This is a genomic window from Enterobacter cloacae complex sp. S2 (assembly GCF_015159675.1).
GTDB classification, from domain to species: domain Bacteria; phylum Pseudomonadota; class Gammaproteobacteria; order Enterobacterales; family Enterobacteriaceae; genus Enterobacter; species Enterobacter intestinihominis.
Genome location: NZ_JADDTS010000009.1, coordinates 1 through 25,013, shown reverse-complemented (window position 1 = coordinate 25,013; position 25,013 = coordinate 1). Strand labels below are relative to the sequence as shown.

Genomic DNA, 25,013 nt, shown 5'->3' with positions numbered 1-25,013 from the left:
CTTTTGTTTCACAGGCGTGTGACATACTATCGGGTAAAGCCGCACACCTGTGGAACAAGGAGACAGACATGAATAATAAGGGCTCCAGCCTGACCCCGGCTCAGGCGCTGGAAAAACTCGACGCGCTGTATGAACAGTCCGTCAATGCACTGCGCAGCGCCATCAGTGACTATATCGAAACAGGGAAGCTTCCCGATGAAAAGGCCAGAACCCAGGGCCTTTTTGTTTATCCATCGCTCTCTGTCACCTGGGACGGCAGCGCCAGCAGCAATCCGAAAACCCGCGCCTATGCGCGTTTCACCCACTCCGGCTGTTACAGCACGACCATCACGCGACCTGCGCTGTTCCGCCCCTACCTGGAAGAGCAGCTTACCCTGCTGTATCAGGATTACGGCGCGCATATCAGCGTTGAACCGTCCCTGCACGAGATCCCTTACCCGTACGTGATAGACGGTTCAGCGCTGACGCTGGATCGCTCCATGAGCGCGGGGCTGACCCGCCACTTCCCGACCACTGAGCTGTCGCAGATTGGCGATGAGACGGCGGACGGGATCTATCACCCGGCAGAGTTTTCACCGCTGTCGCACTTTGATGCCCGCCGTGTCGATTTCTCGCTGGCACGCCTGCGCCACTACACCGGCACCCCAGCCGAACATTTCCAGCCGTTCGTGTTGTTTACCAATTACACCCGCTATGTGGACGAATTTGTCCGCTGGGGCTGTAGCCAGATCCTCGATCCGGATAGCCCTTACATCGCCCTATCCTGCGCGGGCGGGATATGGATCACCGCCGAAACCGAAGCACCGGAAGAGGCCATCTCCGACCTGGCGTGGAAAAAGCACCAGATGCCAGCCTGGCACCTGATCACCGCCGACGGTCAGGGCATTACGCTGATTAACATCGGCGTTGGCCCGTCGAATGCGAAAACCATCTGCGACCATCTGGCGGTACTGCGCCCGGACGTCTGGCTGATGATCGGCCACTGCGGCGGCCTGCGTGAAAGTCAGCTGATTGGCGATTACGTCCTCGCCCACGCTTATTTGCGTGACGACCATGTCCTTGACGCGGTTCTGCCGCCGGATATTCCTATCCCGAGTATCGCGGAAGTGCAGCGCGCCCTGTACGACGCCACCAAAGAGGTGAGCGGCATGCCGGGTGAAGAGGTGAAGCAGCGCCTGCGTACCGGTACGGTCGTCACCACCGACGATCGTAACTGGGAGCTGCGCTATTCCGCCTCCGCCCTGCGTTTCAATCTCAGCCGTGCGGTCGCAATCGATATGGAAAGCGCCACCATTGCCGCGCAGGGCTATCGCTTCCGCGTCCCTTACGGCACGCTGCTGTGCGTGTCCGATAAACCGCTGCACGGCGAGATCAAACTGCCGGGCCAGGCGAACCGTTTTTACGAAGGGGCGATCTCAGAGCATCTTCAGATTGGCATTCGCGCCATCGATTTACTGCGTGCAGAGGGCGACAAACTGCATTCCCGCAAGCTGCGCACCTTCAATGAGCCACCGTTCCGCTGATAACAAGGACCCACTCACCCGGCCTGGGATTCCGTAGGTCGGGTAAGCGGAGCGCCACCCGACAATTTCACGAACGCAGAAAAGCAAAAAGCCTGCTTTAAAAGCAGGCTTTTTAAATTTGGCTCCTCTGACTGGACTCGAACCAGTGACATACGGATTAACAGTCCGCCGTTCTACCGACTGAACTACAGAGGAATCGTGTGAACGGGGCGCATATTATCGATGCGCCCTGAGGATGTCAAAGGGTGAATGCAGATTTTCAATCGTTTGCCGATTTATTCTCCACTTCGCACATTTGTCAGGCACTTGCCGTTTCCGAAACCTCCTGCTCCGGTTTTTTTCGCGGATATTTCCACAGCCAGCGCCCGCTCACCATGCGCCAGTAGAACAGCGCCCCGCGCACGGCCCAGTCAAGGAACATCCCCAGCCAGACGCCGACAACGCCCATACCCAACATTACCCCCAACGTGTAGCCCGCCACAACGCGACAGCCCCACATGCCGAGCATGGAGACCCACATCGCAAACCGGGCATCGCGCGCCCCTTTCAGCCCGGCAGGAAGTACCCAGGACGCGGCCCAAATTGGCATAAACGCCGCGTTGAGCCAAATGAGCACCTTCACGACCTCTTTCACGTCATTTTCATGCGTATAGAACGAGGCCATCAGCCCGGCAAAAGGCGCAGTTCCCCACGCAATCGCCGTCAGTCCAATAGTTGAAAGCCAGAAGACGTGCCGAAGTTGCCGTTCCGCCTGCCCTATCTGCCCCTTTCCGAGACGTCTGCCGGTAATGATCGTCGACGCCGACCCCAGCGCGTTTCCCGGCAGGTTAATGAGCGAGGCGATGGAGAAGGCAATAAAGTTGCCGGCGATGACGTCCGTTCCCATCCCGGCAACAAACATCTGCGTCAGCAGTTTCCCACCGTTAAACAACACGGATTCGATGCTGGCCGGAATCCCGATCCCCATCACTTCCCAGATAATGGCGAAGTTAAGCGGACGGAAATAGCTTTTCAGCGTCAGACGCAGCGATGGCGTAATTCCCGCCATCAGTACGCCAATTATCGCCGCCGCACCAATATAGCGGGAAATGGTCAGCCCTAAACCCGCGCCGACAAAGCCCAGCCCCTCCCAGGAAAAGACGCCGTAAATCAAAACGCTGCTGATAATGATGTTCAGGATGTTCATGCCGCCGTTGATCAGCAGCGGAATTTTGGTATTTCCTGCTCCACGAAGCGCACCGCTACCAATCAGCGCGATGGCAGCCGCCGGATAACTCAGCACCGTCATTTCCAGGTAGGTGAGAGCCAGATCCTTCACCTCGCTGGTCGCTTCTCCCGCGACAATGTCGATGATTTCTTTGCCGTAATAATGGATAACCGCCGCAAGGATGATCGAAAAGAGGGTCATGATCATTAGCGACTGTCTGGCCGCTTCGCGGGCACGCTTCGGATCAAGCTTGCCCAGGCTAAACGCCACCACCACCGTCGTACCGAGATCGATAGCGGCAAAGAAGGACATCACCACCATATTGAAACTGTCCGCCAGCCCTACCCCGGCCATGGCTTCTTTACCGAGCCAGCTCACCAGAAAAGTGCTCAGCACCCCCATTAGCAGGACGCAGGTATTCTCCAGGAAAATAGGCACGGCAAGGGGGGTGATTTCACGCCAGAACAGAACTCGATAGCTCTTACGTTTTGCATACCAGGGCGTGCGCATAATCGCCTGGCGTAGGGGTGCGGTGACGTTCAAAATGGACCTTAGAGAGAAAGTTGAAACTCCATTTCAAATGATGGGGCAGAAATGCGTATCCTGCAAAGTATTTTCCATAAAATTATGTTTGGATTTACAACAAAATGACGACAGAATCATCAAACAAACGCTTTTGCCTGAGATCAGGTTTGACAAAAGTTTTTTCGCCGCTAAGATAAGCCTCCACAACGATTCCTCTGTAGTTCAGTCGGTAGAACGGCGGACTGTTAATCCGTATGTCACTGGTTCGAGTCCAGTCAGAGGAGCCAAATTTAAAAAGCCTGCTTTTAGAGCAGGCTTTTTGCTTTTTTGCGTTCGTGAAATTGTCGGGTGGCGGCTTCGCCTTACCCGACCTACGTGATAACAGTCCTGTAGGCCCGGTAAGCGCAGCGTCACCGGGCAACAGAGTGTGCGATTACTCGCCTTTAGCGTCGACGTTTTTGATTTCGCCCATCACTTTCAGCTTCTTGGAGATGTCGCGACGCTCTTTGGACAGCTCAGCGTTTTTGATGATGTAGTCATCAACGCGATCTTCATAATCGCTCTTCATGCTGGCGATGATGCCCTGAATAGCTTCAACGCTCATGCCAGGCTTGATGTAGTCGCTCAGGTTGTCCAGCAGCAGGACACGTTTCTGGTTGTCACGGATCTTCTTCTCTACGTCCTGGATTTCGCGCTGTAGCTTGTTTTTGCGGCGGAACAGGCGGACGAACTCCAGAACATCCTGGAACGAAGGCTTGGTAGTTTCCATTTTTACACCCCTGATAATGTGAGATTCGGATTCGTTAAAGCAACCGTTTTAACAGACAGCGGCTGCGAATGACAATGAGTATATCGTTTAAAACCATCATAACCCTAATTGTTGCTGAATCGAAGCAGCAGGCATCACATACGCTTTTTATTTGCGCAGCGCCCGGCAAATCAGCTGCGATAACAACTCCAGCTGTCGCGCCAGCTCCATACTCAGCCAGACATAACCATGGATGGGCGTTTCCGCCACATTGTCGCCCTGGCGCTCATTCATCAGCTGTTTAAGCTCGGCGACGATTTCGTTCAGCCGCTCGCTGTTCGCCCGTATCGGCTGTGGGTTACCTTCATATAGCGCATGGGCGATGGTCAGCAGGGTTTGTTGCGTCATCTGCTGCGTCTCTTTCAGCGTATGCGCGTTGAGCATCAGAAGATGGCTAGGGCGTGAGGCCCAGTGGGCATTGATTTGCAGTTCAAGCATACAGACCAGATTACGGCTGACCGTCTGAATAGCTTCAAAAATGGCTTTCTGGATATGGGTTTCTTTGCTTGCCGGGGTAATCAACCCGCGCATTTTGACCACATCATTGAGGATTTTTTGCAGGTGCTTTTCCAGACGCGGGCGCTCAATCAGATTCGGCGAAAACCCGGCCTGGTAGACCCGGTTAAATGCCGTGACGTAGTTTGCCATCTGAATGCGCCAGTGCAGGAAGGCGCGCTGCGGCCAGATGCCGGTAAACAGCATGGCGAGCAACGAGCCGAGGATTACATCCCCGCTTCGCCACAATGCGGTGGTCATATCGCCCGCCGGTGCGCCGACCACAACCGCGAGCGTAATGCCAATCAGCAGCGCCTGATACGGTTTCTTGCCAAGGGCAAGCCACCCGCAAAGAAACATCGCCACCGCGCACCACAGCAACATGAACGGAAACGAAATCAGCTCCAGCTTCAGGGCGATAAGCCCAAGCGCTGAGCCTAAAACGGTGCCGCCTATGCGTTCGAAAGCGCGCGGGACCACGTTCCCCCAGAATGAGATCGGCCCCATCACCACCACCAGCGTGATCAGCGGCCACGTCCCTTCCGGGATATCCAGCAGACGAACCAGTACGAAGGTCAACACAAACGCCAGCGCAATGCGGCAACCGTGCACCACGCGATAATGTTTGTATAACCGAATTTCAAAAGGGGTTAATGACTTGTCGGGGCGCACACCCGTCTCCAGCTCTACGGCAAACCACAATTGTACTGTGTTTTCAGCCGGGTGGATCGCGCCCGGCTGAAAAACCCTGCATTCCGCAGGATTATCCCACTTTGTGCTCTACCGGTACAAACATCTCAATATCCCAGTAGCCGTCAGCATTGCCATCGTTAAGATAACGTTCGAAGCAGGGTTTTGCCGCGATCTGGAATTTGTTGTCTTCCAGCAGGGAGTTGAAGAATTGATACCACGGAGTGGCGAAATCATGATTTTCGACGCGCGCGGCGGCAATCGCATACTCTCCGGCAGCAATTTCGGTCATCATCACCCCTTCGCTGTTCTCAGGGATAGTGAAATCGTCCGTTACCGTTACGGCGGTAACGCAGCGGAGCTTTTCTGCCGGCACGTCATCCGGATTGTCATAATAAACGGCCACCCACTCCTGCGGCTGAATATGACGCCCGTCTACCCACATGACCAGCTGTTCAAATCCCTGCTTGACCGTCTTTTCCCACGGCCCCACGAGATGAAAGCCAGCGATCGTACGTTTCTGTTGCTGCCTGATGCTGTAGTCCATGCTGCCTCCGTTCATTACTGTATATATATACACTGTAAAGAAGAATCGAGATTATCGGCAAACCAGGAGTGTTTATTATGTGAGCAGACTCGCAACACTGCCAGTCTGCCCAAAAAGGTCAGAGTTTATGATGCAGATAATCGCCGAGGCGGGAGAAAAGGCCGCCCTTTTCAACGCTTTCCAGCGTAACCAATGGCCAGTGCGCTACCACCTTGTCACGATCGTACAGCTGGATCTCCCCTACCCGCTGATGCGCGGCGATCGGCGCTTCCAGCTCTTTTTTATCCATCACGTATTTCGCCTTGATGTTCGGCACTTCCGATTTGGGTAATGCCAGCCAGAAGTCCTGATCCGTGCCCAGCGCGATCTGCTCTTTATCGCCGTACCAGATGCGCTCGGTTCCCACTTTTTTACCGTTATGCAGGATCTGCACCGTATCAAAATTTTGCTGTCCCCAGTGCAGCAGCTTGCGCGCCTGATCTTCACGTCCTTTCGGGCTGTCAGCCCCCATCACCACCGCAATCAGTCGACGCTGACCGTCCACCGCGGAGGCAATCAGGTTAAAGCCCGCGCCCGAGGTGTGTCCCGTTTTCAGGCCATCCACGTTCATGGTCTTATCCCACAGCAGGCCGTTGCGGTTCTGCTGGGTGATGCCGTTCCAGGTCAGGCTCTTTTCGCTGTACATGTGATAGAACTCAGGCTCGCCGTGAATGATGGCCCGGGAAAGCACGGCGAGATCGTAAGCGGAGCTGTGCTGACCCGGTGCATCCAGCCCGTGTACGGTTTCGAAGTGGGTATCGCGCAGGTTCAGCTTTTCAACGTAGTCATTCATCATCCTGACGAACTGCGGCTGACCGCCCGCCACGTGATCCGCCAGCGCCACGCAGGCGTCATTGCCGGAATCAACAATCAGGCCGCGGCTGAGATCGCGCACGGAAACCCGATCGCCCTCCTTCAGAAACATCAGCGACGAACCGTCAAAGACCGGATTGCCTTTTGCCCAGGCGTCACGTCCGACCGTCACAATGTCATCGGGGCTGATGCGGTGGCTATCAATAGCACGATCGACAACGTACCCCGTCATCAGTTTGGTCAGGCTCGCCGGATTACGCTGCTGATGTTCGTTGCCCGCCGTTAAGATTTGACCCGTGGTGTAATCCATCAATACCCAGGAGCCAGCCTGGATGGCAGGCGGCTGAGGTGAAAAATCCAGCGGCTCGGCAGCCAGCGCGGATGAAATACTCGAAGCGAGTAAAGAAACAGCAATAAACAGACGGCGTTTCAACGGTATATCCTCAGGTCAGTAAAAATCGATGACCTTTTTACGGGAGTTCTGATGTCGTTACCTGCCTTAATTGCAAAAAAATGTGACAGCACGCAGATTTTTTCGGAACAAATCTCGCAAATTTCTTGCCTGACGGTGCTTTTTATTCGGACTGCTCACCCCAATCGTTTACCATAGAGACGTCAATTTTTAACAGGATGAGATTACTGGTGTCTGACTCTGCCGCGCGCCCGACTTTTTTGTTCCACGATTACGAAACCTTTGGCACCCATCCGGCGCTGGACCGACCGGCGCAGTTTGCGGCTATCCGTACCGATGACGAATTTAACGTCATCGGCGAACCCGAGGTGTTTTACTGTAAGCCCGCCGATGACTATCTGCCGCAGCCGGGCGCGGTAATGGTGACGGGCATCACGCCTCAGGAAGCGCGGGATAAAGGCGTTAGCGAAGCAGAATTTGCCCGTCGCATCCACGACCTGTTCACGGTGCCCAATACCTGCGTGGTGGGTTACAACAATATCCGTTTTGACGATGAAGTGACGCGCAATATCTTCTACCGCAACTTCTACGATCCGTATGCCTGGAGCTGGCAGAACCGTAATTCACGCTGGGATTTGCTGGATATCATGCGCGCCTGCTATGCGCTGCGCCCGGAGGGGATTAACTGGCCGGAGAACGACGACGGCTTGCCGAGCTTCAGGCTCGAGCACCTGACGCGGGCCAACGGCATTGAGCACAGCAACGCCCACGACGCGATGGCAGACGTTTACGCGACCATCGCTATGGCGAAACTTGTAAAAACCGCGCAGCCGCGCCTGTTTGAGTATCTGTTGAGCCATCGCAGCAAGCAAAAGCTGATGACGCTAATTGACGTGCCGCAGATGAAACCGCTGGTGCATATTTCAGGGATGTTCGGTGCGTGGCGCGGGAATACAAGCTGGGTGGCGCCGCTTGCCTGGCATCCGGACAACCGTAACGCCGTCATCATGGTGGATCTCGCCGGAGATATCTCCCCGCTGCTTGAGCTCGACAGCGACACCTTACGTGAACGGCTCTATACGCCGAAAGAGGCGCTGGGTGACCTGCCAGCCGTACCGGTAAAACTGGTGCACATCAATAAGTGCCCGGTGCTGGCGCAGGCCAACACGCTGCGCCCGGAAGACGCCGATCGGCTGGGGATTAACCGTCAGCACTGCCTCGATAACCTGAAAGTGCTGCGCGACAACCCGCATGTGCGCGAGAAAGTCGTCGCCATTTTTGCCGAAGCAGAGCCGTTCGTGCCGTCTGAGAATGTGGATGCGCAGCTTTATAACGGCTTCTTCAGCGACGCCGATCGCGCGGCGATGAATATCGTGCTGCAAACCGACCCGCGTAACCTGCCCGCGCTGGATATCACCTTCGCAGATAAGCGCATTGAGAAGCTGATGTTTAATTATCGCGCGCGCAACTATCCCGGCACGCTGGATGAAGCAGAGCAGGAACGCTGGTTACAGCATCGGCGCAACGTGTTTACGCCGGAGTTTCTTAATAGCTACGCCCAGGAGCTGGAGATGCTTTACGGTCAGTATGAAGGGAATGCTGAGAAGCAGGCGCTGCTGAAAGCGCTGTTCCAGTATGCGCAAGAAATTGTCTGAGTAGCGGGTACAAAAAAGCCGGAGGCGATGTCTCCGGCTTTTTTTTGCCGGGTGGCGCTAACGCTTACCCGGCCTACGAAACTGTAGGTCGGGTTGAGCATAGCCGTCACCCGACACAGTCTTACGCGACGTCTTCGTACTGAGGAACCGGGTTGCGGAAGCTTCTGGTCACGCAAGCCAGGTAAATCAGACCGATTGCACCCCAGATCAGACCCAGAACCATTGAGCTCTCTTCCAGGTTGATCCACAGGGCGCCCACCGTCAGGGCACCACACACTGGCAGCACCAGATAGTTGATGTGGTCCTTCAGCGTCTTGTTGCGCTTCTCACGGATCCAGAACTGCGAAATCACGGAGAGGTTAACGAAGGTGAACGCCACCAGCGCACCAAAGTTAATCAGCGCCGTGGCCGTTACCAGGTCGAATTTAATCGCCAGCAGGGCAATAGCGCCCACCAGCAGCACGTTCCACGCCGGGGTACGCCATTTAGGATGCACGTAACCGAAGAAGCGGGTTGGGAACACACCGTCACGGCCCATCACGTACATCAGACGAGAAACGCCCGCGTGCGCAGCCATACCGGAAGCCAGTACGGTGACGCTGGAGAAGATCAGCACGCCCCACTGGAAGGTTTTACCCGCCACGTACAGCATAATTTCAGGCTGTGATGCATCCGGATCTTTAAAGCGAGAGATATCCGGGAAGTACAGCTGTAAGAAGTAAGACGCACCGATGAAGATCAGGCCGCCAATCAGCGCGGTCAGGAAAATCGCTTTCGGGATCACGCGCTCAGCGTCTTTGGTCTCTTCAGACAGAGAAGAGATACCGTCGAAGCCCAGGAACGAGAAGCACAGGATAGTCGCACCGGTGATCATTGGCACTACGTGAGCGCCTTCAGACCAGAACGGACGGGTGCTGGTCAGCGTACCTGCGCCTTCACCGTGGGAAACGCCGTAGATGATCAGCCCAACGATAACCGCAACAATCCCCATCTGAAGGATCACAATCAGGGTGTTGAAGTTAGCCACGGTCTTGATACTGCGCAGGTTAGAGATGGTCATAAAGGCCACCAGCGCCACAACGAAGATCCACGACGGCACGGAAGGCACCAGCGCTTCGAAGTAAATTTTTGCCAGCAGAATGTTGATCATCGGCATGAACAGGTAGTCCAGCAGTGATGACCAGCCCACCATAAAGCCAACCGCCGGGCTAATGGATTTCTGAGCATAGGTGTACGCAGAGCCTGCGGACGGGAAACGGCGAACCAGTTTACCGTAGCTCAGCGCTGTAAAGAGGATGGCGACCAGCGCAAAGGCGTACGCCGTTGCAACGTGACCGTCAGTAAGGCCTGATACGATACCGAATGTATCGAACAGCGTCATCGGTTGCATATAGGCAAGGCCCATCATAACAACCGGAATCAACGTAAGCGTTTTACGTAATTCCACGCGAGAGGTGTTTGGAGTTGCGTTATGCGACATAGTTATTCTCCTTTACGGTGATAACCGCCACGTAAGCGAAAAATTGCCCCATTTCTTTCTTCCTCAGCGACAACAACTGTCGGATTTTAGTAAATATCTATCCGGTACGAAGCCCGGCCTCTTGGTTTTTAGTTTCGTTTCGTACATGCAAAAAAAAATAACCGACGCCTTTTATATCGTCGATTATTCATTTGTTTGCAGCGGCGGCATTTTGCCCTATTCCAGATACAAAAGGCAATACATTGAGAAACCTGCCCATAAATTAATTTTACTAACTGATTGATTTCCCATCACCTGCCTGAGCGTAAACTGTGGCGATAGCACTATTTGCTAAAATTTCGTCTCGCCACCAGGCACTGGCAAGCCCGGCGGTCTGTTCATTCCAGCCTACCCATACCGATTCGTTACTGCTTTGCGCTAAAACCTGTTTTTCCACCAGCGCTCCGCTGTCAATAAACCGCTGCGCTAAATAACGGGGAAGGTAACCGCACCCCAGGCCGCTTATTTGCAGCTCCAGCTTGGTTTTAAAATCAAAAACGGTGATGGCCTCCTGCTCATCCAGCAGCTGCGATGAAATGCCGCATTCGGGGCGAGAACTGTCTCCAACCACAATGGCGCGATAGTTTTTAATGACGCGTCGGGTAACAGGCTCCGGTTCATTCGCCAGCGGGTGATGAGGCGCAACGGCAAAAACCTGCTCCAGAACACCGAGCCGCGCAAAACCAAATTCGCTCAACTGGGGAGGCTCATGCAGCGCCCCAACGATGATATCCGCCCTGCCCTGCGTCAGGGCCTCCCAGGAACCGCCCAGCACGCCATTGATAAAAACCAGCCGGGTGACGCTGTGGCGCTGATAGAACGCCTCAATAAGCGGGGTAAGCAGGGAGAAAGGGAATGTATCATCAACCCCAATCACCAGTTCATTTTCCCAACCCTGGTGAAGTTTGACGGCCTGTTTTTCCAGCTCGCGAACCGTATGCAGCACGTCACGCCCTTTTTCCAGCAGCATCTGCCCTGTACGGGTGAAACGCGCGCGATGCCCGGTGCGGTCAAGGATTTGGATATTAAGATCGCTCTCGAGCTTTTGCACGGTGTAGCTCAGAGCCGAAGGGGTTTTATAGAGCTTCGCCGAGGCGGCGGCAAAGCTCCCCTCTTTTTCCAGCGCATCCAGAATAACAAGAACATCCAGCAGCGGTTTCATATTCGCCCCCTTGCGGTGTGCGATTGTCTCCGCCGGCGCAATTATTCCATGGGCATAACCAGCGGATCGGGATACTGATATTCAAATCCCAGTTCATGGCAAATACGATTGCCATCAATAATTTTGCCTTTGCGTTCCCCCTGCGCCTCGCTGAATACCGGCGGCGCCAGACCCAGCTGGCGCGCCATCAGCGGATAAAAGGTACTGCGCGGCGGATGCGAAGGCGCACATATATTATAGATGTGCCCCCCTTTCGGAGCCTGCAAAAGCAGTTCTATTGCGCCGATAACATCCTCAAGATGCACAAGATTCACCCCGTGCTGGCCATCCGGCGCAGATTTACCGGCAAAGAAGCGCCCCGGATGACGGCCCGGCCCCACCAGCCCGGCCAGACGTAAGATATCCACCTGCGTGCCAGGCAGATTGTGCAGCCAGTCTTCCAGCTCTTTCAGTACCCGGCCGCTGGCGGTCACCGGACGGCGCTCGGTGTTTTCTTTCGCCGTACCGTCGATATCGCCATAGACGGAGGTGGAGCTGGTGAAAATGATACGCGGAATATGGTGCGCCAGGGCGCTGTCGACGATCTCCTGCACCGCCTGCAAGTAAAAAGACTCACCCGGGCCGCTGCGCCGCGCCGGTAAGGTAATGACCAGCGCGTCCACATTCATCAGTTCATCCAGCTCGTCGGTATCGCAGATAAGCTCGGGTTCGAGACGCAGCTCGACACCATCAATGCCGCACATGCGTGCCGCTTCAACCCCATCTCGGGTGGTCTTACTCCCTGTCACCTGCCAGCCTTTCGCGGCTAATGACATCGCCAGTGGCATTCCTAACCATCCTAACCCGACAATCGCGACCTTTTTCATTACATTCTCCGCTTAACGATGCCTGTTATAAGGCTACGCCAGCCTGGTGGAACGCACAATTCATACCATCAATATGAAATGAATTAATGATCAAAAAAAGCCCTTGCTTTATGGAGTACAACTGGTTTAGGTTAAAAGACATCAAATGCATAAGCATTCAACGAGAATTTATATGACACGCGTTCCTTTTAAAAACCACCATCATCACCATCATCCTGACTAGTCTTTCAGGCGATGTGTGCTGGAAGACGTTTGGATCTTCCAGTGGTGCATGAACGCATGAAAAAGCCCCCGGAAGATCTTCTTCCGGGGGCTTTTTTTTGGACCGCATTCAGACAGGTTAAAACAGGTTAACGAGGAACACAGAATGTTAGATAACTCACGTTTACGCATAGCTATTCAAAAATCAGGCCGTTTAAGCGACGATTCACGCGAACTGCTGGCCCGCTGCGGGATTAAAATCAACCTGCACACCCAGCGCCTGATCGCCCTGGCTGAAAATATGCCGATCGACATTCTGCGCGTACGTGATGACGATATCCCGGGCCTGGTGATGGATGGCGTCGTTGATCTCGGCATCATCGGCGAAAACGTACTGGAAGAAGAGTTATTAACCCGCCGCGCGCAGGGCGAAGATCCGCGCTACTTTACCCTGCGTCGTCTGGACTTTGGCGGTTGCCGCCTGTCGCTGGCTACGCCGGTCGATGAAGCCTGGGACGGCCCGGCCGCGCTGAACGGCAAACGTATCGCCACCTCTTACCCTCACCTGCTGAAGCGTTACCTCGATCAAAAAGGCGTGCAGTTTAAATCCTGTCTGCTGAATGGCTCTGTTGAAGTGGCGCCGCGTGCGGGCCTGGCCGATGCCATCTGTGACCTCGTCTCCACCGGCGCCACGCTCGAAGCGAACGGCCTGCGCGAAGTGGAAGTGATCTACCGCTCCAAAGCGTGCCTTATCCAGCGCGACGGCGAGATGGCCGACGCCAAACAGCAGCTCATCGACAAACTGCTGACCCGCATTCAGGGCGTGATTCAGGCGCGTGAATCCAAATACATCATGATGCATGCACCAACCGAGCGCCTGGAGGAAGTGATTGCCCTGCTGCCGGGCGCTGAGCGCCCAACCATTCTGCCGCTGGCGGGCGACCAGCAGCGCGTGGCGATGCACATGGTGAGCAGCGAAACCCTGTTCTGGGAAACCATGGAAAAACTGAAGGCGCTGGGCGCAAGCTCCATTCTGGTGCTGCCAATTGAGAAGATGATGGAGTAACGACCATGAGCTTTAACACAATCATCGACTGGAATACCTGTAGCGACGCGCAACAGCGCGAGCTGCTGATGCGCCCGGCAATTTCCGCCTCGGAGAGCATCACCCGCACCGTGGCGGAGATCCTTGATAACGTCAAAGCCCGCGGGGACGACGCGCTGCGCGAGTATAGCGCGAAGTTTGATAAAACGGAGGTCGACGCGTTACAGGTTACCGAGCAGGAAATCATTGATGCCAGCAATCGTCTGGGTGATGACATCAAACAGGCGATGGCCGTCGCGGTGAAAAATATTGATACCTTCCACACCGCGCAGAAATTGCAGGCGGTGGATGTGGAAACCCTGCCCGGCGTACGCTGCCAGCAGGTGACACGCCCGGTGGCGTCCGTTGGCCTCTATATTCCCGGCGGCTCTGCCCCGCTGTTTTCGACCGTCCTGATGCTGGCCACCCCGGCACGTATTGCCGGTTGTCAGAAGGTGGTGCTCTGCTCTCCGCCACCGATCGCCGATGAGATCCTGTACGCGGCGAAGCTGTGCGGCGTGCAGGCGATCTATAAAGTGGGCGGTGCGCAGGCGATTTCTGCCCTGGCGTTCGGGACAGTATCCATTCCTAAGGTCGACAAAATCTTTGGCCCGGGCAATGCCTACGTGACCGAAGCGAAGCGTCAGGTCAGCCAGCGTCTGGACGGCGCGGCGATTGATATGCCTGCCGGTCCTTCTGAAGTGCTGGTGATTGCCGACAGCGGCGCTACACCGGATTTCGTGGCCTCTGACCTGCTCTCGCAGGCCGAACACGGCCCTGACTCGCAGGTGATTTTACTGACGCCAGATGCCGACATGGCAAAACGCGTGGGCGACGCCGTTGAGCGTCAGCTGGCTGACCTGCCGCGTGCGGAAACGGCGCGTCAGGCGCTATCCGCCAGCCGCCTGATTGTGGCCCGCGATCTTGACCAGTGCATCGCCATCTCCAACCAGTACGGTCCTGAGCACCTGATTATTCAGACCCGCAACGCGCGCGAACTGGTCGACAGCATAACCAGCGCAGGCTCGGTGTTCCTCGGCGACTGGTCACCGGAATCCGCCGGGGATTACGCCTCCGGCACCAACCACGTGCTGCCGACGTATGGCTATACCTCAACCTGCTCCAGCCTGGGGCTGGCGGATTTCCAGAAGCGCATGACCGTGCAGGAACTCTCCCGCGAGGGATTTGCCTCGCTGGCGTCGACCATTGAAACCCTGGCCGCCGCCGAGCGCCTGACTGCCCACAAAAATTCCGTGACGCTGCGCGTTGCCGCCCTGAAGGAGCAAGCATGAACATCGAAGAATTAGCCCGCGAAAATGTCCGTCGCCTGACGCCCTATCAGTCTGCGCGTCGTCTGGGCGGGAACGGTGACGTCTGGCTGAATGCCAATGAATATCCCACGGCGGTGGTCTTTGAGCTTTCGCAGCAGACGCTGAACCGCTACCCGGAGTGTCAGCCGAAAGCGGTGATCGAGAACTATGCGCAGTATGCAGGCGTGAAGCCTGAGCAGGTGCTGGTCAGCCGTGGGGCTGATGAAGGGATTGAGCTGCTGATCCGCGCCTTCTGTGAGCCGGGTAAAGACGCGGTGATGTACTGCCAGCCCACCTACGGGATGTACAGCGTGAGCGCCGAAACCTTTGGCGTGGCCTGCCGCAACGTGCAGGCGCTCGACAACTGGCAGCTGGATTTGCAGGGCATCGCCGATAACCTTGACGGCGTGAAGGTGGTGTTTGTCTGTAGCCCGAACAACCCCACCGGGCAGATTATTCATCCGCAGGATATCCGCACCCTGCTGGAGATGACGCGCGGCAAGGCGCTGGTCGTCGCTGATGAAGCCTACATTGAGTTCTGCCCGCAGGCGACGCTGACAGGCTGGCTTGAGGAGTATCCGCATCTCGTTGTGCTGCGTACCCTTTCCAAAGCCTTCGCCCTCGCCGGCCTTCGCTGTGGATTTACGCTGGCGAATAAAGCGGTTATCGACCTGCTGCTGAAAGTGATTGCCCCGTATCCGCTCTCAACGCCGGTTGCCGATATTGCGGCACAGGCGCTGGCCCCGCAGGGCATCAGCGCGATGCGCGAGCGTGTGGCGCAGATCCTGGAAGAGCGTCAGTATCTTGTTGATGCCCTTAAAACGATTCCGTGCGTGGAGCAGGTGTTCGACTCGGAAACCAACTACATCCTGGTGCGCTTCACCGCCTCAAGCGCGATATTTAAATCGTTGTGGGATCAGGGCATTATCTTACGAGACCAGAATAAACAACCTACCCTGAGCGGCTGCCTGCGTATTACCGTCGGCACCCGTGCAGAGAGCCAGCGCGTGATTGACGCCCTGAAAGCGGAGAAAGTATGAGTCAGAAGTATCTCTTTATCGATCGTGACGGCACCATCATCTCGGAGCCACCCAGCGATTTTCAGGTCGATCGTTTCGACAAGCTGGCGTTTGAACCCGACGTGATCCCGGTGCTGCTGAAGCTTCAGAAAGCAGGCTATAAGCTGGTGATGATCACCAACCAGGACGGTCTGGGCACCGACAGCTTCCCGCAGGCGGACTTTGACGGCCCGCACAACCTGATGATGCAGGTGCTGACCTCGCAGGGTATCGCCTTTGACGAGGTGCTGATCTGCCCGCATATGCCTGCCGACGAGTGCGACTGCCGCAAGCCAAAAGTGAAGCTTGTTGAACGTTATCTGGCGGAAGAGGCGCTGGATAAAAGCAACAGCTATGTGATCGGCGATCGCGTCACGGATATCACGCTGGCGGACAACATGGGCATTGCGGGCCTGCGCTATAACCGCGACACGCTAAACTGGGCGATGATTGGCGAGCAGCTCACCCGACGCGACCGCTATTCCCACGTTGAACGCAACACCAAAGAGACGCAGATCGACGTGAAGGTCTGGCTCGACCGCGAAGGCGGCAGCAAGATCCACACCGGCGTCGGTTTCTTTGACCACATGCTGGATCAAATCGCCACTCACGGCGGCTTCCGTATGGAGATCACCGTTAAGGGCGACCTGTATATCGACGATCACCACACCGTGGAAGATACCGGCCTGGCGCTGGGCGAAGCCCTGAAGCTGGCGCTCGGCGACAAGCGCGGCATCAACCGCTTCGGCTTTGTTCTGCCGATGGACGAGTGCCTGGCGCGCTGCGCGATGGATATCTCCGGGCGTCCGCACCTTGAATACAAAGCCGACTTTACCTACCAGCGCGTGGGCGATCTCAGCACCGAGATGGTGGAACACTTCTTCCGCTCGCTTTCTTACACCATGGGCCTGACGCTGCACCTGAAAACCAAAGGCAAAAACGATCACCACCGCGTCGAGAGCCTGTTCAAAGCCTTTGGCCGTACCCTGCGCCAGGCGATTCGCGTGGAAGGTGACGCCTTGCCCTCGTCGAAAGGAGTGCTGTAATGAACGTGGTGATTCTGGACACCGGATGCGCCAATCTGAACTCCGTACAGTCGGCGATTATGCGCCACGGCTACGAGCCGGTGGTGAGCCGCGACCCGGACGTGGTGCTGCGTGCGGATAAACTCTTTCTGCCGGGCGTTGGCACCGCCCAGGCGGCGATGGATCAGATCCATGAGCGCGAGCTGGTAGATCTCATCAAAGCCTGTACTCAACCGGTGCTGGGCATTTGCCTCGGCATGCAGCTGCTTGGCCGCCGCAGCGAAGAGAGCAACGGCGTTGATCTGCTGGGCATTATTGAAGAAGACGTGCCGAAAATGACCGACCACGGCCTGCCGCTGCCGCACATGGGCTGGAACCGCGTTTATCCGAAGGCGGGCAACAGGCTGTTCCAGGGTATTGACGACGGCGCGTACTTCTATTTCGTTCACAGCTACGCCATGCCCGTGAATGCCTACACCATCGCCCAGTGCAATTACGGCGAGGCGTTCACCGCCGCCGTGCAGAAAGATAACTTTTACGGCGTGCAGTTTCACCCGGAACGCTCCGGCGCCGCCGGTGCGCAACTGCTGAAAAATTTCCTGGAGATGTGATGATAATTCCCGCTTTAGATTTAATTGACGGCACGGTTGTTCGTCTCCACCAGGGCGATTACGGGCAGCAGCGCGACTACGGCAACGACCCGCTGCCGCGGTTACAGGCTTACGCCGCCGAGGGCGCTGAGGTGTTGCACCTGGTCGATCTGACCGGCGCGAAAGATCCGGCCAAACGCCAGATCCCACTGCTTAAAACACTGGTGGCTGGCGTGGACGTCCCGGTGCAGGTGGGCGGCGGCGTGCGTACGGAAGCCGATGTTGCCGCCTTACTGGACGCGGGCGTGGCGCGCGTGGTAGTGGGTTCGACCGCTGTGAAAGATCCTGAGAGTGTCAAGGGCTGGTTCCGCCGCTTCGGTGCGGATGCGCTGGTGCTGGCGCTGGATGTGCGCATTGACGCGCAGGGTAACAAGCAGGTCGCGGTCAGCGGCTGGCAGGAAAACTCCGGCGTAACGCTGGAAGAGCTGGTCGGGATGTATCTCCCCATAGGGCTGAAGCACGTCCTGTGCACGGATATTTCACGCGATGGTACGCTCGCAGGCTCTAACGTCTCGCTGTATGAAGAGGTTTGCGCGCGTTATCCGCAGGTGGCGTTTCAGTCCTCTGGCGGTATCGGCGACCTGGCGGATATCGCCGCTCTGCGCGGAACCGGTGTACGTGGCGTGATCGTGGGTCGCGCGCTGCTTGAAGGCAAATTTACGGTGAAGGAGGCGATTCAATGCTGGCAAAACGGATAATTCCCTGCCTGGACGTGCGTGATGGTCAGGTTGTAAAAGGCGTGCAGTTCCGCAACCACGAGATCATTGGCGACATCGTTCCGCTGGCAAAACGTTATGCCGAAGAAGGCGCAGACGAACTGGTATTTTACGATATCACCGCCTCCAGCGATGGCCGCGTGGTGGACAAAAGCTGGGTGGCGCGCGTGGCAGAGGTGATTGATATTCCCTTCTGCGTGGCGGGCGGGATTAAATCTGCTGACGATGCGGCGAAAATTCTCTCTTTCGGTGCGGACAAAATTTCGATTAACTCCCCTGCGCTTGCAGATCCGGAACTGATTACGCGTCTGGCGGACCGCTTTGGCGTGCAGTGCATTGTCGTGGGGATCGACACCTGGTTTGATACCGCGACGGGCAAATATCACGTTAACCAGTACACCGGCGATGAAAGCCGCACGCGCGTCACCCAATGGGAGACGCTGGACTGGGTGCAGGAAGTGCAAAAACGCGGCGCGGGTGAAATTGTGCTGAACATGATGAACCAGGACGGCGTACGCAACGGTTACGACCTAGAGCAACTGAAAAAAGTGCGCGCGGTCTGCCAGGTTCCGCTGATTGCCTCCGGCGGCGCGGGCACCATGGAACACTTCCTGGAAGCCTTCCGCGATGCGAACGTAGACGGCGCGCTGGCCGCTTCCGTATTTCACAAACAGATTATCAATATTGGTGAGTTAAAAACGTACCTGGCCGACCAGGGCGTGGAGATCAGGGTATGTTAACAGAGCAACAACAGGCGCAGCTGGACTGGGAAAAAACTGACGGATTACTGCCGGTGGTTGTACAGCATGCCGTTTCAGGCGAAGTGCTGATGCTGGGATACATGAACCAGGAGGCACTGACAAAAACGATCGACAGCGGCAAGGTGACGTTTTTCTCGCGCACCAAACAGCGCCTGTGGACGAAAGGGGAAACCTCGGGTCACTTCCTGAATGTGGTCAGCATTACGCCAGACTGCGACAACGACACCCTGCTGGTGCTGGTCAACCCGATTGGGCCTACCTGCCACAAAGGCACCAGCAGCTGCTTCGGCGAGGCGAGCCACCAGTGGCTGTTCCTCTATCAGCTGGAACAGCTGCTGGCAGAGCGTAAATCAGCGGATCCCGAGAGCTCGTACACGGCGAAACTGTACGCCAGCGGCACCAAGCGTATTGCGCAGAAGGTGGGTGAGGAAGGCGTTGAAACGGCGCTGGCGGCCACCGTGCATGACCGTGAGGAGCTGACGAACGAAGCGTCGGATTTGATGTATCACCTGCTGGTGCTGCTTCAGGATCAGGAGCTGGATTTAACGACGGTGATTGAGAATTTGCGGAAACGACATAAATAAAAAAAGACCGGGGAGACCCGGTCTTTTTTTGTGCGTAAATCAGGCTCTTGGCTTGTAGTTTCTCAGCGCGTTACGGCCGAGGACGACAGCAGAACCGATGATCCCGCCGAGGAGAACGGCAAGGATGAGGGTAAGGGCCTTTTTAGGGCTGTCACGCTTGATTGGCAGATCTGGTTTCATCACGTAACGATACACGTGTACTGTGTCTGGGTTAACATTGAGGTTTTCAATATCCAGTAAGTTCTTTTTGGTCTGATAGTAAGAGCCAGGAAAGACCAGCGGACGGGACGCCTCGTTATCAACCATTGATTTGAGCGCTACGGTGCCCAGCAGGAACATGGTTTCCTGAGTAACATCCTGCGTTTGCTGGAGCTGCGGTGTACTAATTTTCGCCGCTTCCGCGTTCTTAAGCGCCTCAGAAATTTGCTTGATACGCAGATCTTTTTGCTCCTGTGCCACTTTCTCCTGGTTCAGAAGAGAGTCGTTCAGGGTTGTGATCTGTTGCTTGAGGTTGTCTCTGAGGTCAAGCGTCAGCTCTTTGGCCGTCTGTTCGTCGACCTGCTGGATGTACTGAGCAAGTTGTTTTTGAGCCGCTTCAGCCGATTCGCCCTGATAGGTCACCGTTAAGGGTAATCCCTGTCCTTTAACAGTCGGTTCGATTGTCAGTTTTTCTGGATCTTCCTGATTATCAAGCGCCTGGGCTAATGCAGAGAACGAGGAGTTGAAACGACCTATTGCACGATTCTGAATATCAAGCATCGACGGTGCAGCACCGCCATAAAGAATATTCAACGCATTGGAATAGGTAGCTATTTGTGCAGCATCAGGTTGAGCAATGATAGCAGATGACGTCCATTTCTCTTTGGCTACAGTGATATAAATAACGGCGAGAACGATAAAAGCAGCAACAAATGCCCCTATTACCCACTTACCACGCCACAGCTGTAGCACTAAATCCAGTAAATCAATTTGCTCCGGGTCATTGTTACGTGTGACCAGGTTATCGTTGTTGTGCGTCATACAATCCCTAACAGATGAAAAAGGGCAAAAACAATCTTGTTTCCTTAGTGTATCTGTTGCTGAAGAATTTTCTATAAGAATCCGATGAGTTATATCGGAAAGATGGGTTATGTAAGTGAAGTGCGACGCGCTATCATAGTCGGATTCTGATGTCCTGGGACATCAACAAGAACACTGTGAATGAGGGAAGCTATGAAATTTCTGGTAACGGGCGCGGCGGGCTTTATCGGTTCTCATGTCAGCAAGCGCCTGCTTGATGCAGGGCATAAGGTTGTTGGGATTGATAATCTGAATGATTACTATGATCCTAACCTCAAGCTCGCTCGCCTCGAACTGCTCAAATCCGAGAGTTTCACCTTCCACAAGCTGGACTTAGCGGACCGCGACGGCATGGCTGCGCTCTTCGCCAATGAGAAATTTGACCGCGTAATCCATCTTGCCGCACAGGCGGGCGTGCGTTACTCGCTGGAAAACCCGCATGCCTACGCTGATGCGAACCTGGTAGGTCACCTGAACGTGCTGGAAGGCTGTCGCCACAATAAGGTTCAGCATCTTCTGTATGCGTCATCCAGCTCTGTGTACGGCCTCAACCGTAAGATGCCGTTTTCTACTGACGACTCCGTAGATCATCCGGTATCGCTGTATGCCGCAACCAAAAAAGCCAATGAGCTGATGTCGCATACCTATTCGCATCTGTATAACCTGCCGACCACTGGCCTGCGCTTCTTTACCGTCTATGGCCCGTGGGGGCGCCCGGACATGGCGCTGTTCAAATTCACCAAAGCCATGATTGAAGGCAACAGCATCGACGTATACAACTACGGCAAGATGAAGCGCGACTTCACCTATATCGATGATATTGCGGAGGCGATTATTCGCCTACAGGACGTCATTCCTCAGGCAGATGCCGACTGGACGGTCGAAACCGGTTCGCCAGCAACCAGTTCTGCCCCGTATCGCGTGTATAACATCGGTAACAGTTCACCTGTCGAACTGATGGATTACATCACCGCGCTTGAAGAGGCGCTGGGCAAAGAAGCGGTGAAAAATATGATGCCGATCCAGCCGGGGGACGTGCTGGAGACCAGTGCGGACACCAAAGCGCTGTATGACGTTATTGGGTTTAAACCACAAACCTCAGTCAAAGAAGGCGTGAAAAACTTCGTCGACTGGTACCGCAACTTCTATAACGTTTAAAAACAAAAAACCCGGCAGATTGCCGGGTTTTTTTATATCACGATTTTAATCAGTCGCTGCCGAACAAATCGCGGGTATAGACTTTATCTTTCACGTCCGCCAGCTCTTCCGCCATACGGTTGGAGATAATTACATCCGCTTCTTTCTTGAATGCATCCAGATCGCGAATGACGCGAGAGTGGAAGAACTCGTCTTCCTGCATGGCCGGTTCATAAATAATGACCTGTACGCCCTTCGCCTTAATACGCTTCATGATCCCCTGAATGGAAGAAGCGCGGAAGTTATCGGAACCGCTCTTCATGATCAGGCGATACACGCCCACCACTTTCGGCTGACGCGCCAGAATGGAATCCGAGATGAAGTCTTTACGCGTGCGGTTGGCATCCACAATGGCGGAAATCAGGTTGTTCGGCACCGCCTGATAGTTAGCCAGCAGCTGCTTGGTATCTTTTGGCAGGCAGTAACCACCGTAACCGAAGGACGGGTTGTTGTAATGGTTACCGATACGCGGGTCAAGACACACGCCCTCGATGATCTGACGGGTGTTCAGACCTAAGCTCTCGGCATAGCTGTCAAGTTCGTTGAAGTAAGCCACACGCATCGCCAGATAGGTATTGGCGAAAAGCTTAATGGCCTCTGCCTCGGTGGAATCGGTGAACAGGACCGGAATATCTTTTTTGATTGCGCCTTCCTGAAGCAACGCAGCAAAACGCTCTGCGCGCTCGGAACGCTCGCCAATCACGATACGGGATGGGTGCAGGTTATCGTATAACGCCCTGCCCTCGCGGAGAAATTCCGGCGAGAAGAAGACATTATCAATACCCAACTCTTCTTTAATCGATTTGGTGAAACCCACTGGAATTGTCGACTTGATGATCATCACTGCGTTCGGGTTGATTGCCGTAACGTCTTTAATCACCGCTTCAACGGTTGATGTATTGAAGTAGTTAGTTTTAGGATCGTAGTCGGTTGGGGTGGCGATGATGACGAAATCCGCATCGCGGTAAGCATCTTCTTTGTCCGTGGTAGCGCGGAAGTTCAGCGGTTTGGTCGCGAGGTATTCTTCAATCTCTTTATCGACGATCGGGGACTTCTTCTGGTTAAGCATGTCCACTTTTGCCTGCACGATATCCAGCGCAACCACTTCATGGTTTTGTGCAATCAGAATACCGTTTGAGAGACCAACATAGCCTGTTCCGGAGATGGTTATTTTCATTCGTTTAACTTCTTCAAGTTTGAGTTTCTGGAGGCGTAAGCACACCACCGCAATAAACAACTGTTGAGGTTTTTACCTCTTAAGTTGAGGGACTGTCAAGGCGAATGCCTTGCTTCAGAAAGGGATAAACGTAGTGATTTATGCGGCAATGAAAGTGGTTGGCTGGAGAAAGTAAGTCAACATGGGACTGAAAGCGATAAAAAAAGCCCGGTGAGTCTCACCGGGCCATGCTATCAGACTGAGTTAAATCAGATTAATCCAGCCATTCGGTGTGGAACACACCTTCTTTATCCGTACGCTTATAGGTATGCGCACCGAAGTAGTCACGCTGTGCCTGAATCAGGTTCGCTGGCAGAACGGCAGCACGATAGCTGTCGTAATATGCCACCGCAGCGGAGAAGGTCGGAACCGGGATACCATTCTGCACCGCGTACGCAACAACATCACGCAGCGCCTGCTGATATTCGTCAGCAATTTGTTTGAAGTAAGGTGCCAGCAGAAGGTTTGCGATACCCGCGTTTTCAGCATAGGCATCGGTGATTTTTTGCAAGAACTGAGCGCGAATGATACAGCCGGCACGGAAGATCTTCGCGATCTCACCGTAGTTCAGATCCCAGTTGTTCTCGTCTGATGCCGCACGCAGCTGAGAGAAGCCCTGCGCGTAAGAGACGATTTTACCCAGGTACAGTGCACGACGGACTTTCTCAACGAACTCCGCTTTATCACCAGCGGGTTTGGCCTGAGGACCAGACAGCACCTTAGATGCCGCAACACGCTGCTCTTTCAGAGAAGAGATATAACGTGCAAATACGGATTCGGTGATTAAGGACAATGGCTCACCCAGATCCAGAGAGCTCTGGCTGGTCCATTTACCAGTGCCTTTGTTCGCGGCTTCATCCAGAATCACATCAACCAGGTATTTACCCTCTTCATCTTTCTTGGTGAAGATATCTTTGGTGATGTCGATCAGGTAGCTGTTCAGCTCGCCTTTGTTCCACTCGGTGAAGGTCTCTGCGAGCTCCTCGTTGGAGAGGTTCAGGCCGCCTTTCAGCAGAGAGTAGGCTTCAGCAATCAGCTGCATATCGCCATATTCAATGCCGTTGTGAACCATTTTCACGTAATGACCAGCGCCATCAGGACCGATATAAGTCACACACGGCTCACCATCTTCCGCAACCGCAGCGATTTTGGTCAGAATTGGCGCAACCAGTTCATACGCTTCTTTCTGACCGCCAGGCATGATGGATGGACCTTTCAGAGCGCCTTCTTCACCGCCGGATACGCCGGTACCAATGAAGTTGAAGCCTTCAGCAGACAGTTCACGGTTACGACGAATGGTGTCCTGGAAGAAGGTGTTGCCGCCATCGATAATGATGTCGCCTTTATCCAGATACGGTTTCAGTGAATCGATAGCTGCATCGGTACCTGCGCCCGCTTTCACCATTAACAGGATACGACGAGGCGTTTCCAGAGACTCAACGAACTCTTTAACCGTATAGAAAGGAACCAGTTTTTTGCCTGGATTCTCAGCGATGACTTCTTCGGTCTTATCACGGGAGCGGTTGAAAACGGAGACGGTATAACCACGGCTTTCGATGTTGAGCGCCAGGTTGCGCCCCATCACTGCCATACCGACAACGCCGATCTGTTGCTTGGACATTACATACTCCTGTCAGGTGTGGTCGCCGCGACTGTTGCGCGGCTTGAAATGTGTATCTGATGTTAACTCAGGATCGGATGATAAGAATAGCTTTTGCTGACCTATGTCACATCGATTGCATAATCCTGGTACATTTAAACCGCCAAAAAATGCAGGCGTTGATAATCACTTTCTTAGCAACGCAAGAATTTCCTCTGTTTTTTCTTTCATGAGTGGCGCATCAGCCCGGGACTCCACGTTCAGGCGCACCACCGGCTCGGTGTTGGAGGA

24 protein-coding genes, 2 tRNA genes, 1 pseudogene and 1 other annotated feature are annotated in these 25,013 nt (G+C 54.8%); of the genes and pseudogenes, 13 read left to right on the top strand and 14 right to left on the bottom strand.

Annotated features, from left to right (window positions below; genetic code table 11):
- The first annotated feature begins 68 nt into the window (after nucleotides 1-68).
- On the top strand, nucleotides 69-1,523 hold the full coding sequence (locus IPZ49_RS05685) for an AMP nucleosidase (protein WP_015572404.1): 1,455 nt from the start codon (nucleotides 69-71) through the stop codon (nucleotides 1,521-1,523).
- A 119-nt stretch (nucleotides 1,524-1,642) separates the two neighbouring features.
- On the opposite strand, the gene IPZ49_RS05680 is transcribed toward IPZ49_RS05685, so the two are convergent.
- Nucleotides 1,643-1,718 (bottom strand) — tRNA-Asn (locus IPZ49_RS05680).
- A gap of 103 nt (nucleotides 1,719-1,821) precedes the next feature.
- Nucleotides 1,822-3,240: a multidrug efflux MATE transporter EmmdR gene (emmdR, locus tag IPZ49_RS05675; protein WP_023294986.1), complete on the bottom strand. Its 1,419-nt coding sequence runs from the start codon at nucleotides 3,238-3,240 to the stop codon at nucleotides 1,822-1,824.
- A gap of 226 nt (nucleotides 3,241-3,466) precedes the next feature.
- On the opposite strand from emmdR, the gene IPZ49_RS05670 reads away from it, so the two are divergent.
- A tRNA-Asn gene (locus IPZ49_RS05670) sits at nucleotides 3,467-3,542 on the top strand.
- Between the two features lie 146 nt (nucleotides 3,543-3,688).
- Here the strand turns inward: IPZ49_RS05670 and IPZ49_RS05665 are convergent.
- The 4 genes from IPZ49_RS05665 to dacD all read right to left on the bottom strand — a co-directional run bounded on the left by IPZ49_RS05665 (nucleotide 3,689) and on the right by dacD (nucleotide 7,086).
- Entirely contained in the window at nucleotides 3,689-4,024 is a 336-nt protein-coding gene (locus IPZ49_RS05665; RefSeq protein WP_000450410.1) for a DUF496 family protein, read from the bottom strand.
- Between the two features lie 147 nt (nucleotides 4,025-4,171).
- Nucleotides 4,172-5,230: an FUSC family protein gene (locus IPZ49_RS05660; protein WP_003859506.1), complete on the bottom strand. Its 1,059-nt coding sequence runs from the start codon at nucleotides 5,228-5,230 to the stop codon at nucleotides 4,172-4,174.
- A gap of 91 nt (nucleotides 5,231-5,321) precedes the next feature.
- The gene (gene sbmC / locus IPZ49_RS05655) at nucleotides 5,322-5,795 is read right to left on the bottom strand and encodes a DNA gyrase inhibitor SbmC (RefSeq protein WP_017383302.1); all 474 of its coding nucleotides are present in this window, start codon (nucleotides 5,793-5,795) and stop codon (nucleotides 5,322-5,324) included.
- Nucleotides 5,796-5,913: 118 nt separating this feature from the next.
- Nucleotides 5,914-7,086 carry a serine-type D-Ala-D-Ala carboxypeptidase DacD gene (gene dacD / locus IPZ49_RS05650; protein WP_047740833.1) on the bottom strand — a complete coding sequence of 391 codons (1,173 nt, stop codon included), beginning with the start codon at nucleotides 7,084-7,086 and terminating at the stop codon, nucleotides 5,914-5,916.
- A 191-nt stretch (nucleotides 7,087-7,277) separates the two neighbouring features.
- Between dacD and sbcB the strand changes: the two genes are divergently transcribed.
- Complete coding sequence (sbcB, locus tag IPZ49_RS05645; protein WP_369700083.1) at nucleotides 7,278-8,714, top strand: exodeoxyribonuclease I; 1,437 nt, start codon at nucleotides 7,278-7,280, stop codon at nucleotides 8,712-8,714.
- Between the two features lie 121 nt (nucleotides 8,715-8,835).
- Here the strand turns inward: sbcB and IPZ49_RS05640 are convergent, their stop codons facing one another.
- The 4 genes from IPZ49_RS05640 to IPZ49_RS05625 form a co-directional block, all read right to left on the bottom strand.
- A complete protein-coding gene (locus tag IPZ49_RS05640; RefSeq protein ID WP_006811203.1) occupies nucleotides 8,836-10,194 on the bottom strand; it encodes an APC family permease in 1,359 nt (452 codons plus the stop codon).
- On the bottom strand, nucleotides 10,184-10,246 hold the full coding sequence (gene yoeI / locus IPZ49_RS05635; RefSeq protein WP_099458931.1) for a membrane protein YoeI: 63 nt from the start codon (nucleotides 10,244-10,246) through the stop codon (nucleotides 10,184-10,186). The genes IPZ49_RS05640 and yoeI overlap by 11 nt, the downstream gene beginning before the upstream one ends.
- A gap of 219 nt (nucleotides 10,247-10,465) precedes the next feature.
- Nucleotides 10,466-11,395, bottom strand: a complete 930-nt coding sequence (locus IPZ49_RS05630; RefSeq protein WP_040117829.1) for a LysR substrate-binding domain-containing protein — start codon at nucleotides 11,393-11,395, stop codon at nucleotides 10,466-10,468.
- A gap of 41 nt (nucleotides 11,396-11,436) precedes the next feature.
- Entirely contained in the window at nucleotides 11,437-12,261 is an 825-nt protein-coding gene (locus IPZ49_RS05625) for an SDR family oxidoreductase (protein ID WP_017383300.1), read from the bottom strand.
- Between the two features lie 172 nt (nucleotides 12,262-12,433).
- Here IPZ49_RS05625 and hisL point away from each other — a divergent pair, with 172 nt between their 5' ends.
- The 9 genes from hisL (at nucleotide 12,434) to hisIE (ending at nucleotide 19,650) form a co-directional block, all read left to right on the top strand.
- Nucleotides 12,434-12,484 (top strand): his operon leader peptide, encoded by a 51-nt coding sequence (gene hisL / locus IPZ49_RS05620; protein ID WP_099516347.1) that lies wholly within the window; start codon nucleotides 12,434-12,436, stop codon nucleotides 12,482-12,484.
- Nucleotides 12,460-12,583: a sequence feature (His leader region), on the top strand. It overlaps the preceding gene by 25 nt.
- 45 nt (nucleotides 12,584-12,628) lie before the next feature.
- Complete coding sequence (hisG, locus tag IPZ49_RS05615; RefSeq protein ID WP_003859492.1) at nucleotides 12,629-13,528, top strand: ATP phosphoribosyltransferase; 900 nt, start codon at nucleotides 12,629-12,631, stop codon at nucleotides 13,526-13,528.
- Nucleotides 13,529-13,533: 5 nt separating this feature from the next.
- Nucleotides 13,534-14,838 carry a histidinol dehydrogenase gene (gene hisD / locus IPZ49_RS05610; protein WP_063151651.1) on the top strand — a complete coding sequence of 435 codons (1,305 nt, stop codon included), beginning with the start codon at nucleotides 13,534-13,536 and terminating at the stop codon, nucleotides 14,836-14,838.
- Nucleotides 14,835-15,896, top strand: a complete 1,062-nt coding sequence (gene hisC / locus IPZ49_RS05605) for a histidinol-phosphate transaminase (RefSeq protein WP_063932720.1) — start codon at nucleotides 14,835-14,837, stop codon at nucleotides 15,894-15,896. The genes hisD and hisC overlap by 4 nt, the downstream gene beginning before the upstream one ends.
- The gene (gene hisB / locus IPZ49_RS05600; protein WP_032654190.1) at nucleotides 15,893-16,960 is read left to right on the top strand and encodes a bifunctional histidinol-phosphatase/imidazoleglycerol-phosphate dehydratase HisB; all 1,068 of its coding nucleotides are present in this window, start codon (nucleotides 15,893-15,895) and stop codon (nucleotides 16,958-16,960) included. The genes hisC and hisB overlap by 4 nt, the downstream gene beginning before the upstream one ends.
- On the top strand, nucleotides 16,960-17,550 hold the full coding sequence (gene hisH / locus IPZ49_RS05595; protein ID WP_063932719.1) for an imidazole glycerol phosphate synthase subunit HisH: 591 nt from the start codon (nucleotides 16,960-16,962) through the stop codon (nucleotides 17,548-17,550). The genes hisB and hisH overlap by 1 nt, the downstream gene beginning before the upstream one ends.
- Nucleotides 17,550-18,287 carry a 1-(5-phosphoribosyl)-5-[(5-phosphoribosylamino)methylideneamino]imidazole-4-carboxamide isomerase gene (gene hisA / locus IPZ49_RS05590; RefSeq protein ID WP_058700238.1) on the top strand — a complete coding sequence of 246 codons (738 nt, stop codon included), beginning with the start codon at nucleotides 17,550-17,552 and terminating at the stop codon, nucleotides 18,285-18,287. Before hisH ends, hisA begins: the two co-directional genes overlap by 1 nt.
- On the top strand, nucleotides 18,269-19,045 hold the full coding sequence (gene hisF, locus IPZ49_RS05585; protein ID WP_003859481.1) for an imidazole glycerol phosphate synthase subunit HisF: 777 nt from the start codon (nucleotides 18,269-18,271) through the stop codon (nucleotides 19,043-19,045). The genes hisA and hisF overlap by 19 nt, the downstream gene beginning before the upstream one ends.
- Nucleotides 19,039-19,650, top strand: coding sequence for a bifunctional phosphoribosyl-AMP cyclohydrolase/phosphoribosyl-ATP diphosphatase HisIE (gene hisIE, locus IPZ49_RS05580; protein WP_045348858.1), 612 nt, complete (start codon nucleotides 19,039-19,041; stop codon nucleotides 19,648-19,650). The genes hisF and hisIE overlap by 7 nt, the downstream gene beginning before the upstream one ends.
- Before the next feature lie 39 nt (nucleotides 19,651-19,689).
- Here hisIE and wzzB read toward each other — a convergent pair whose 3' ends face one another.
- Nucleotides 19,690-20,670, bottom strand: coding sequence for an LPS O-antigen chain length determinant protein WzzB (gene wzzB / locus IPZ49_RS05575; protein ID WP_062937950.1), 981 nt, complete (start codon nucleotides 20,668-20,670; stop codon nucleotides 19,690-19,692).
- Nucleotides 20,671-20,862: 192 nt separating this feature from the next.
- On the opposite strand from wzzB, the gene IPZ49_RS05570 reads away from it, so the two are divergent.
- Entirely contained in the window at nucleotides 20,863-21,867 is a 1,005-nt protein-coding gene (locus IPZ49_RS05570) for an NAD-dependent epimerase (RefSeq protein ID WP_063847871.1), read from the top strand.
- Between the two features lie 49 nt (nucleotides 21,868-21,916).
- Here the strand turns inward: IPZ49_RS05570 and ugd are convergent, their stop codons facing one another.
- From ugd to IPZ49_RS05555, 3 genes and pseudogenes are all read right to left on the bottom strand, one after another.
- Nucleotides 21,917-23,083, bottom strand: coding sequence for a UDP-glucose 6-dehydrogenase (gene ugd, locus IPZ49_RS05565; RefSeq protein ID WP_003859477.1), 1,167 nt, complete (start codon nucleotides 23,081-23,083; stop codon nucleotides 21,917-21,919).
- 253 nt (nucleotides 23,084-23,336) lie between these two features.
- Nucleotides 23,337-24,743: an NADP-dependent phosphogluconate dehydrogenase gene (gene gndA, locus IPZ49_RS05560; RefSeq protein WP_023303973.1), complete on the bottom strand. Its 1,407-nt coding sequence runs from the start codon at nucleotides 24,741-24,743 to the stop codon at nucleotides 23,337-23,339.
- A gap of 165 nt (nucleotides 24,744-24,908) precedes the next feature.
- Nucleotides 24,909-25,013, bottom strand: a pseudogene (locus tag IPZ49_RS05555) (phosphomannomutase); the annotation flags it as partial.

What these genes read in the sequence shown, in the direction of transcription:
- wzzB (WP_062937950.1), bottom strand. Translation starts at nt 20,670, where the DNA reads ATGACGCACAACAACGATAACCTGGTCACACGTAACAATGACCCGGAG.
- hisC (WP_063932720.1), top strand. Translation starts at nt 14,835, where the DNA reads ATGAACATCGAAGAATTAGCCCGCGAAAATGTCCGTCGCCTGACGCCC.
- IPZ49_RS05625 (WP_017383300.1), bottom strand. Translation starts at nt 12,261, where the DNA reads ATGAAAAAGGTCGCGATTGTCGGGTTAGGATGGTTAGGAATGCCACTG.
- sbcB (WP_369700083.1), top strand. Translation starts at nt 7,278, where the DNA reads ATGAGATTACTGGTGTCTGACTCTGCCGCGCGCCCGACTTTTTTGTTC.
- hisG (WP_003859492.1), top strand. Translation starts at nt 12,629, where the DNA reads ATGTTAGATAACTCACGTTTACGCATAGCTATTCAAAAATCAGGCCGT.
- emmdR (WP_023294986.1), bottom strand. Translation starts at nt 3,240, where the DNA reads ATGCGCACGCCCTGGTATGCAAAACGTAAGAGCTATCGAGTTCTGTTC.
- hisD (WP_063151651.1), top strand. Translation starts at nt 13,534, where the DNA reads ATGAGCTTTAACACAATCATCGACTGGAATACCTGTAGCGACGCGCAA.
- IPZ49_RS05630 (WP_040117829.1), bottom strand. Translation starts at nt 11,395, where the DNA reads ATGAAACCGCTGCTGGATGTTCTTGTTATTCTGGATGCGCTGGAAAAA.
- hisIE (WP_045348858.1), top strand. Translation starts at nt 19,039, where the DNA reads ATGTTAACAGAGCAACAACAGGCGCAGCTGGACTGGGAAAAAACTGAC.
- IPZ49_RS05685 (WP_015572404.1), top strand. Translation starts at nt 69, where the DNA reads ATGAATAATAAGGGCTCCAGCCTGACCCCGGCTCAGGCGCTGGAAAAA.
- ugd (WP_003859477.1), bottom strand. Translation starts at nt 23,083, where the DNA reads ATGAAAATAACCATCTCCGGAACAGGCTATGTTGGTCTCTCAAACGGT.
- hisF (WP_003859481.1), top strand. Translation starts at nt 18,269, where the DNA reads ATGCTGGCAAAACGGATAATTCCCTGCCTGGACGTGCGTGATGGTCAG.
- sbmC (WP_017383302.1), bottom strand. Translation starts at nt 5,795, where the DNA reads ATGGACTACAGCATCAGGCAGCAACAGAAACGTACGATCGCTGGCTTT.
- IPZ49_RS05665 (WP_000450410.1), bottom strand. Translation starts at nt 4,024, where the DNA reads ATGGAAACTACCAAGCCTTCGTTCCAGGATGTTCTGGAGTTCGTCCGC.
- gndA (WP_023303973.1), bottom strand. Translation starts at nt 24,743, where the DNA reads ATGTCCAAGCAACAGATCGGCGTTGTCGGTATGGCAGTGATGGGGCGC.
- hisH (WP_063932719.1), top strand. Translation starts at nt 16,960, where the DNA reads ATGAACGTGGTGATTCTGGACACCGGATGCGCCAATCTGAACTCCGTA.
- hisB (WP_032654190.1), top strand. Translation starts at nt 15,893, where the DNA reads ATGAGTCAGAAGTATCTCTTTATCGATCGTGACGGCACCATCATCTCG.
- hisA (WP_058700238.1), top strand. Translation starts at nt 17,550, where the DNA reads ATGATAATTCCCGCTTTAGATTTAATTGACGGCACGGTTGTTCGTCTC.
- IPZ49_RS05570 (WP_063847871.1), top strand. Translation starts at nt 20,863, where the DNA reads ATGAAATTTCTGGTAACGGGCGCGGCGGGCTTTATCGGTTCTCATGTC.
- IPZ49_RS05640 (WP_006811203.1), bottom strand. Translation starts at nt 10,194, where the DNA reads ATGTCGCATAACGCAACTCCAAACACCTCTCGCGTGGAATTACGTAAA.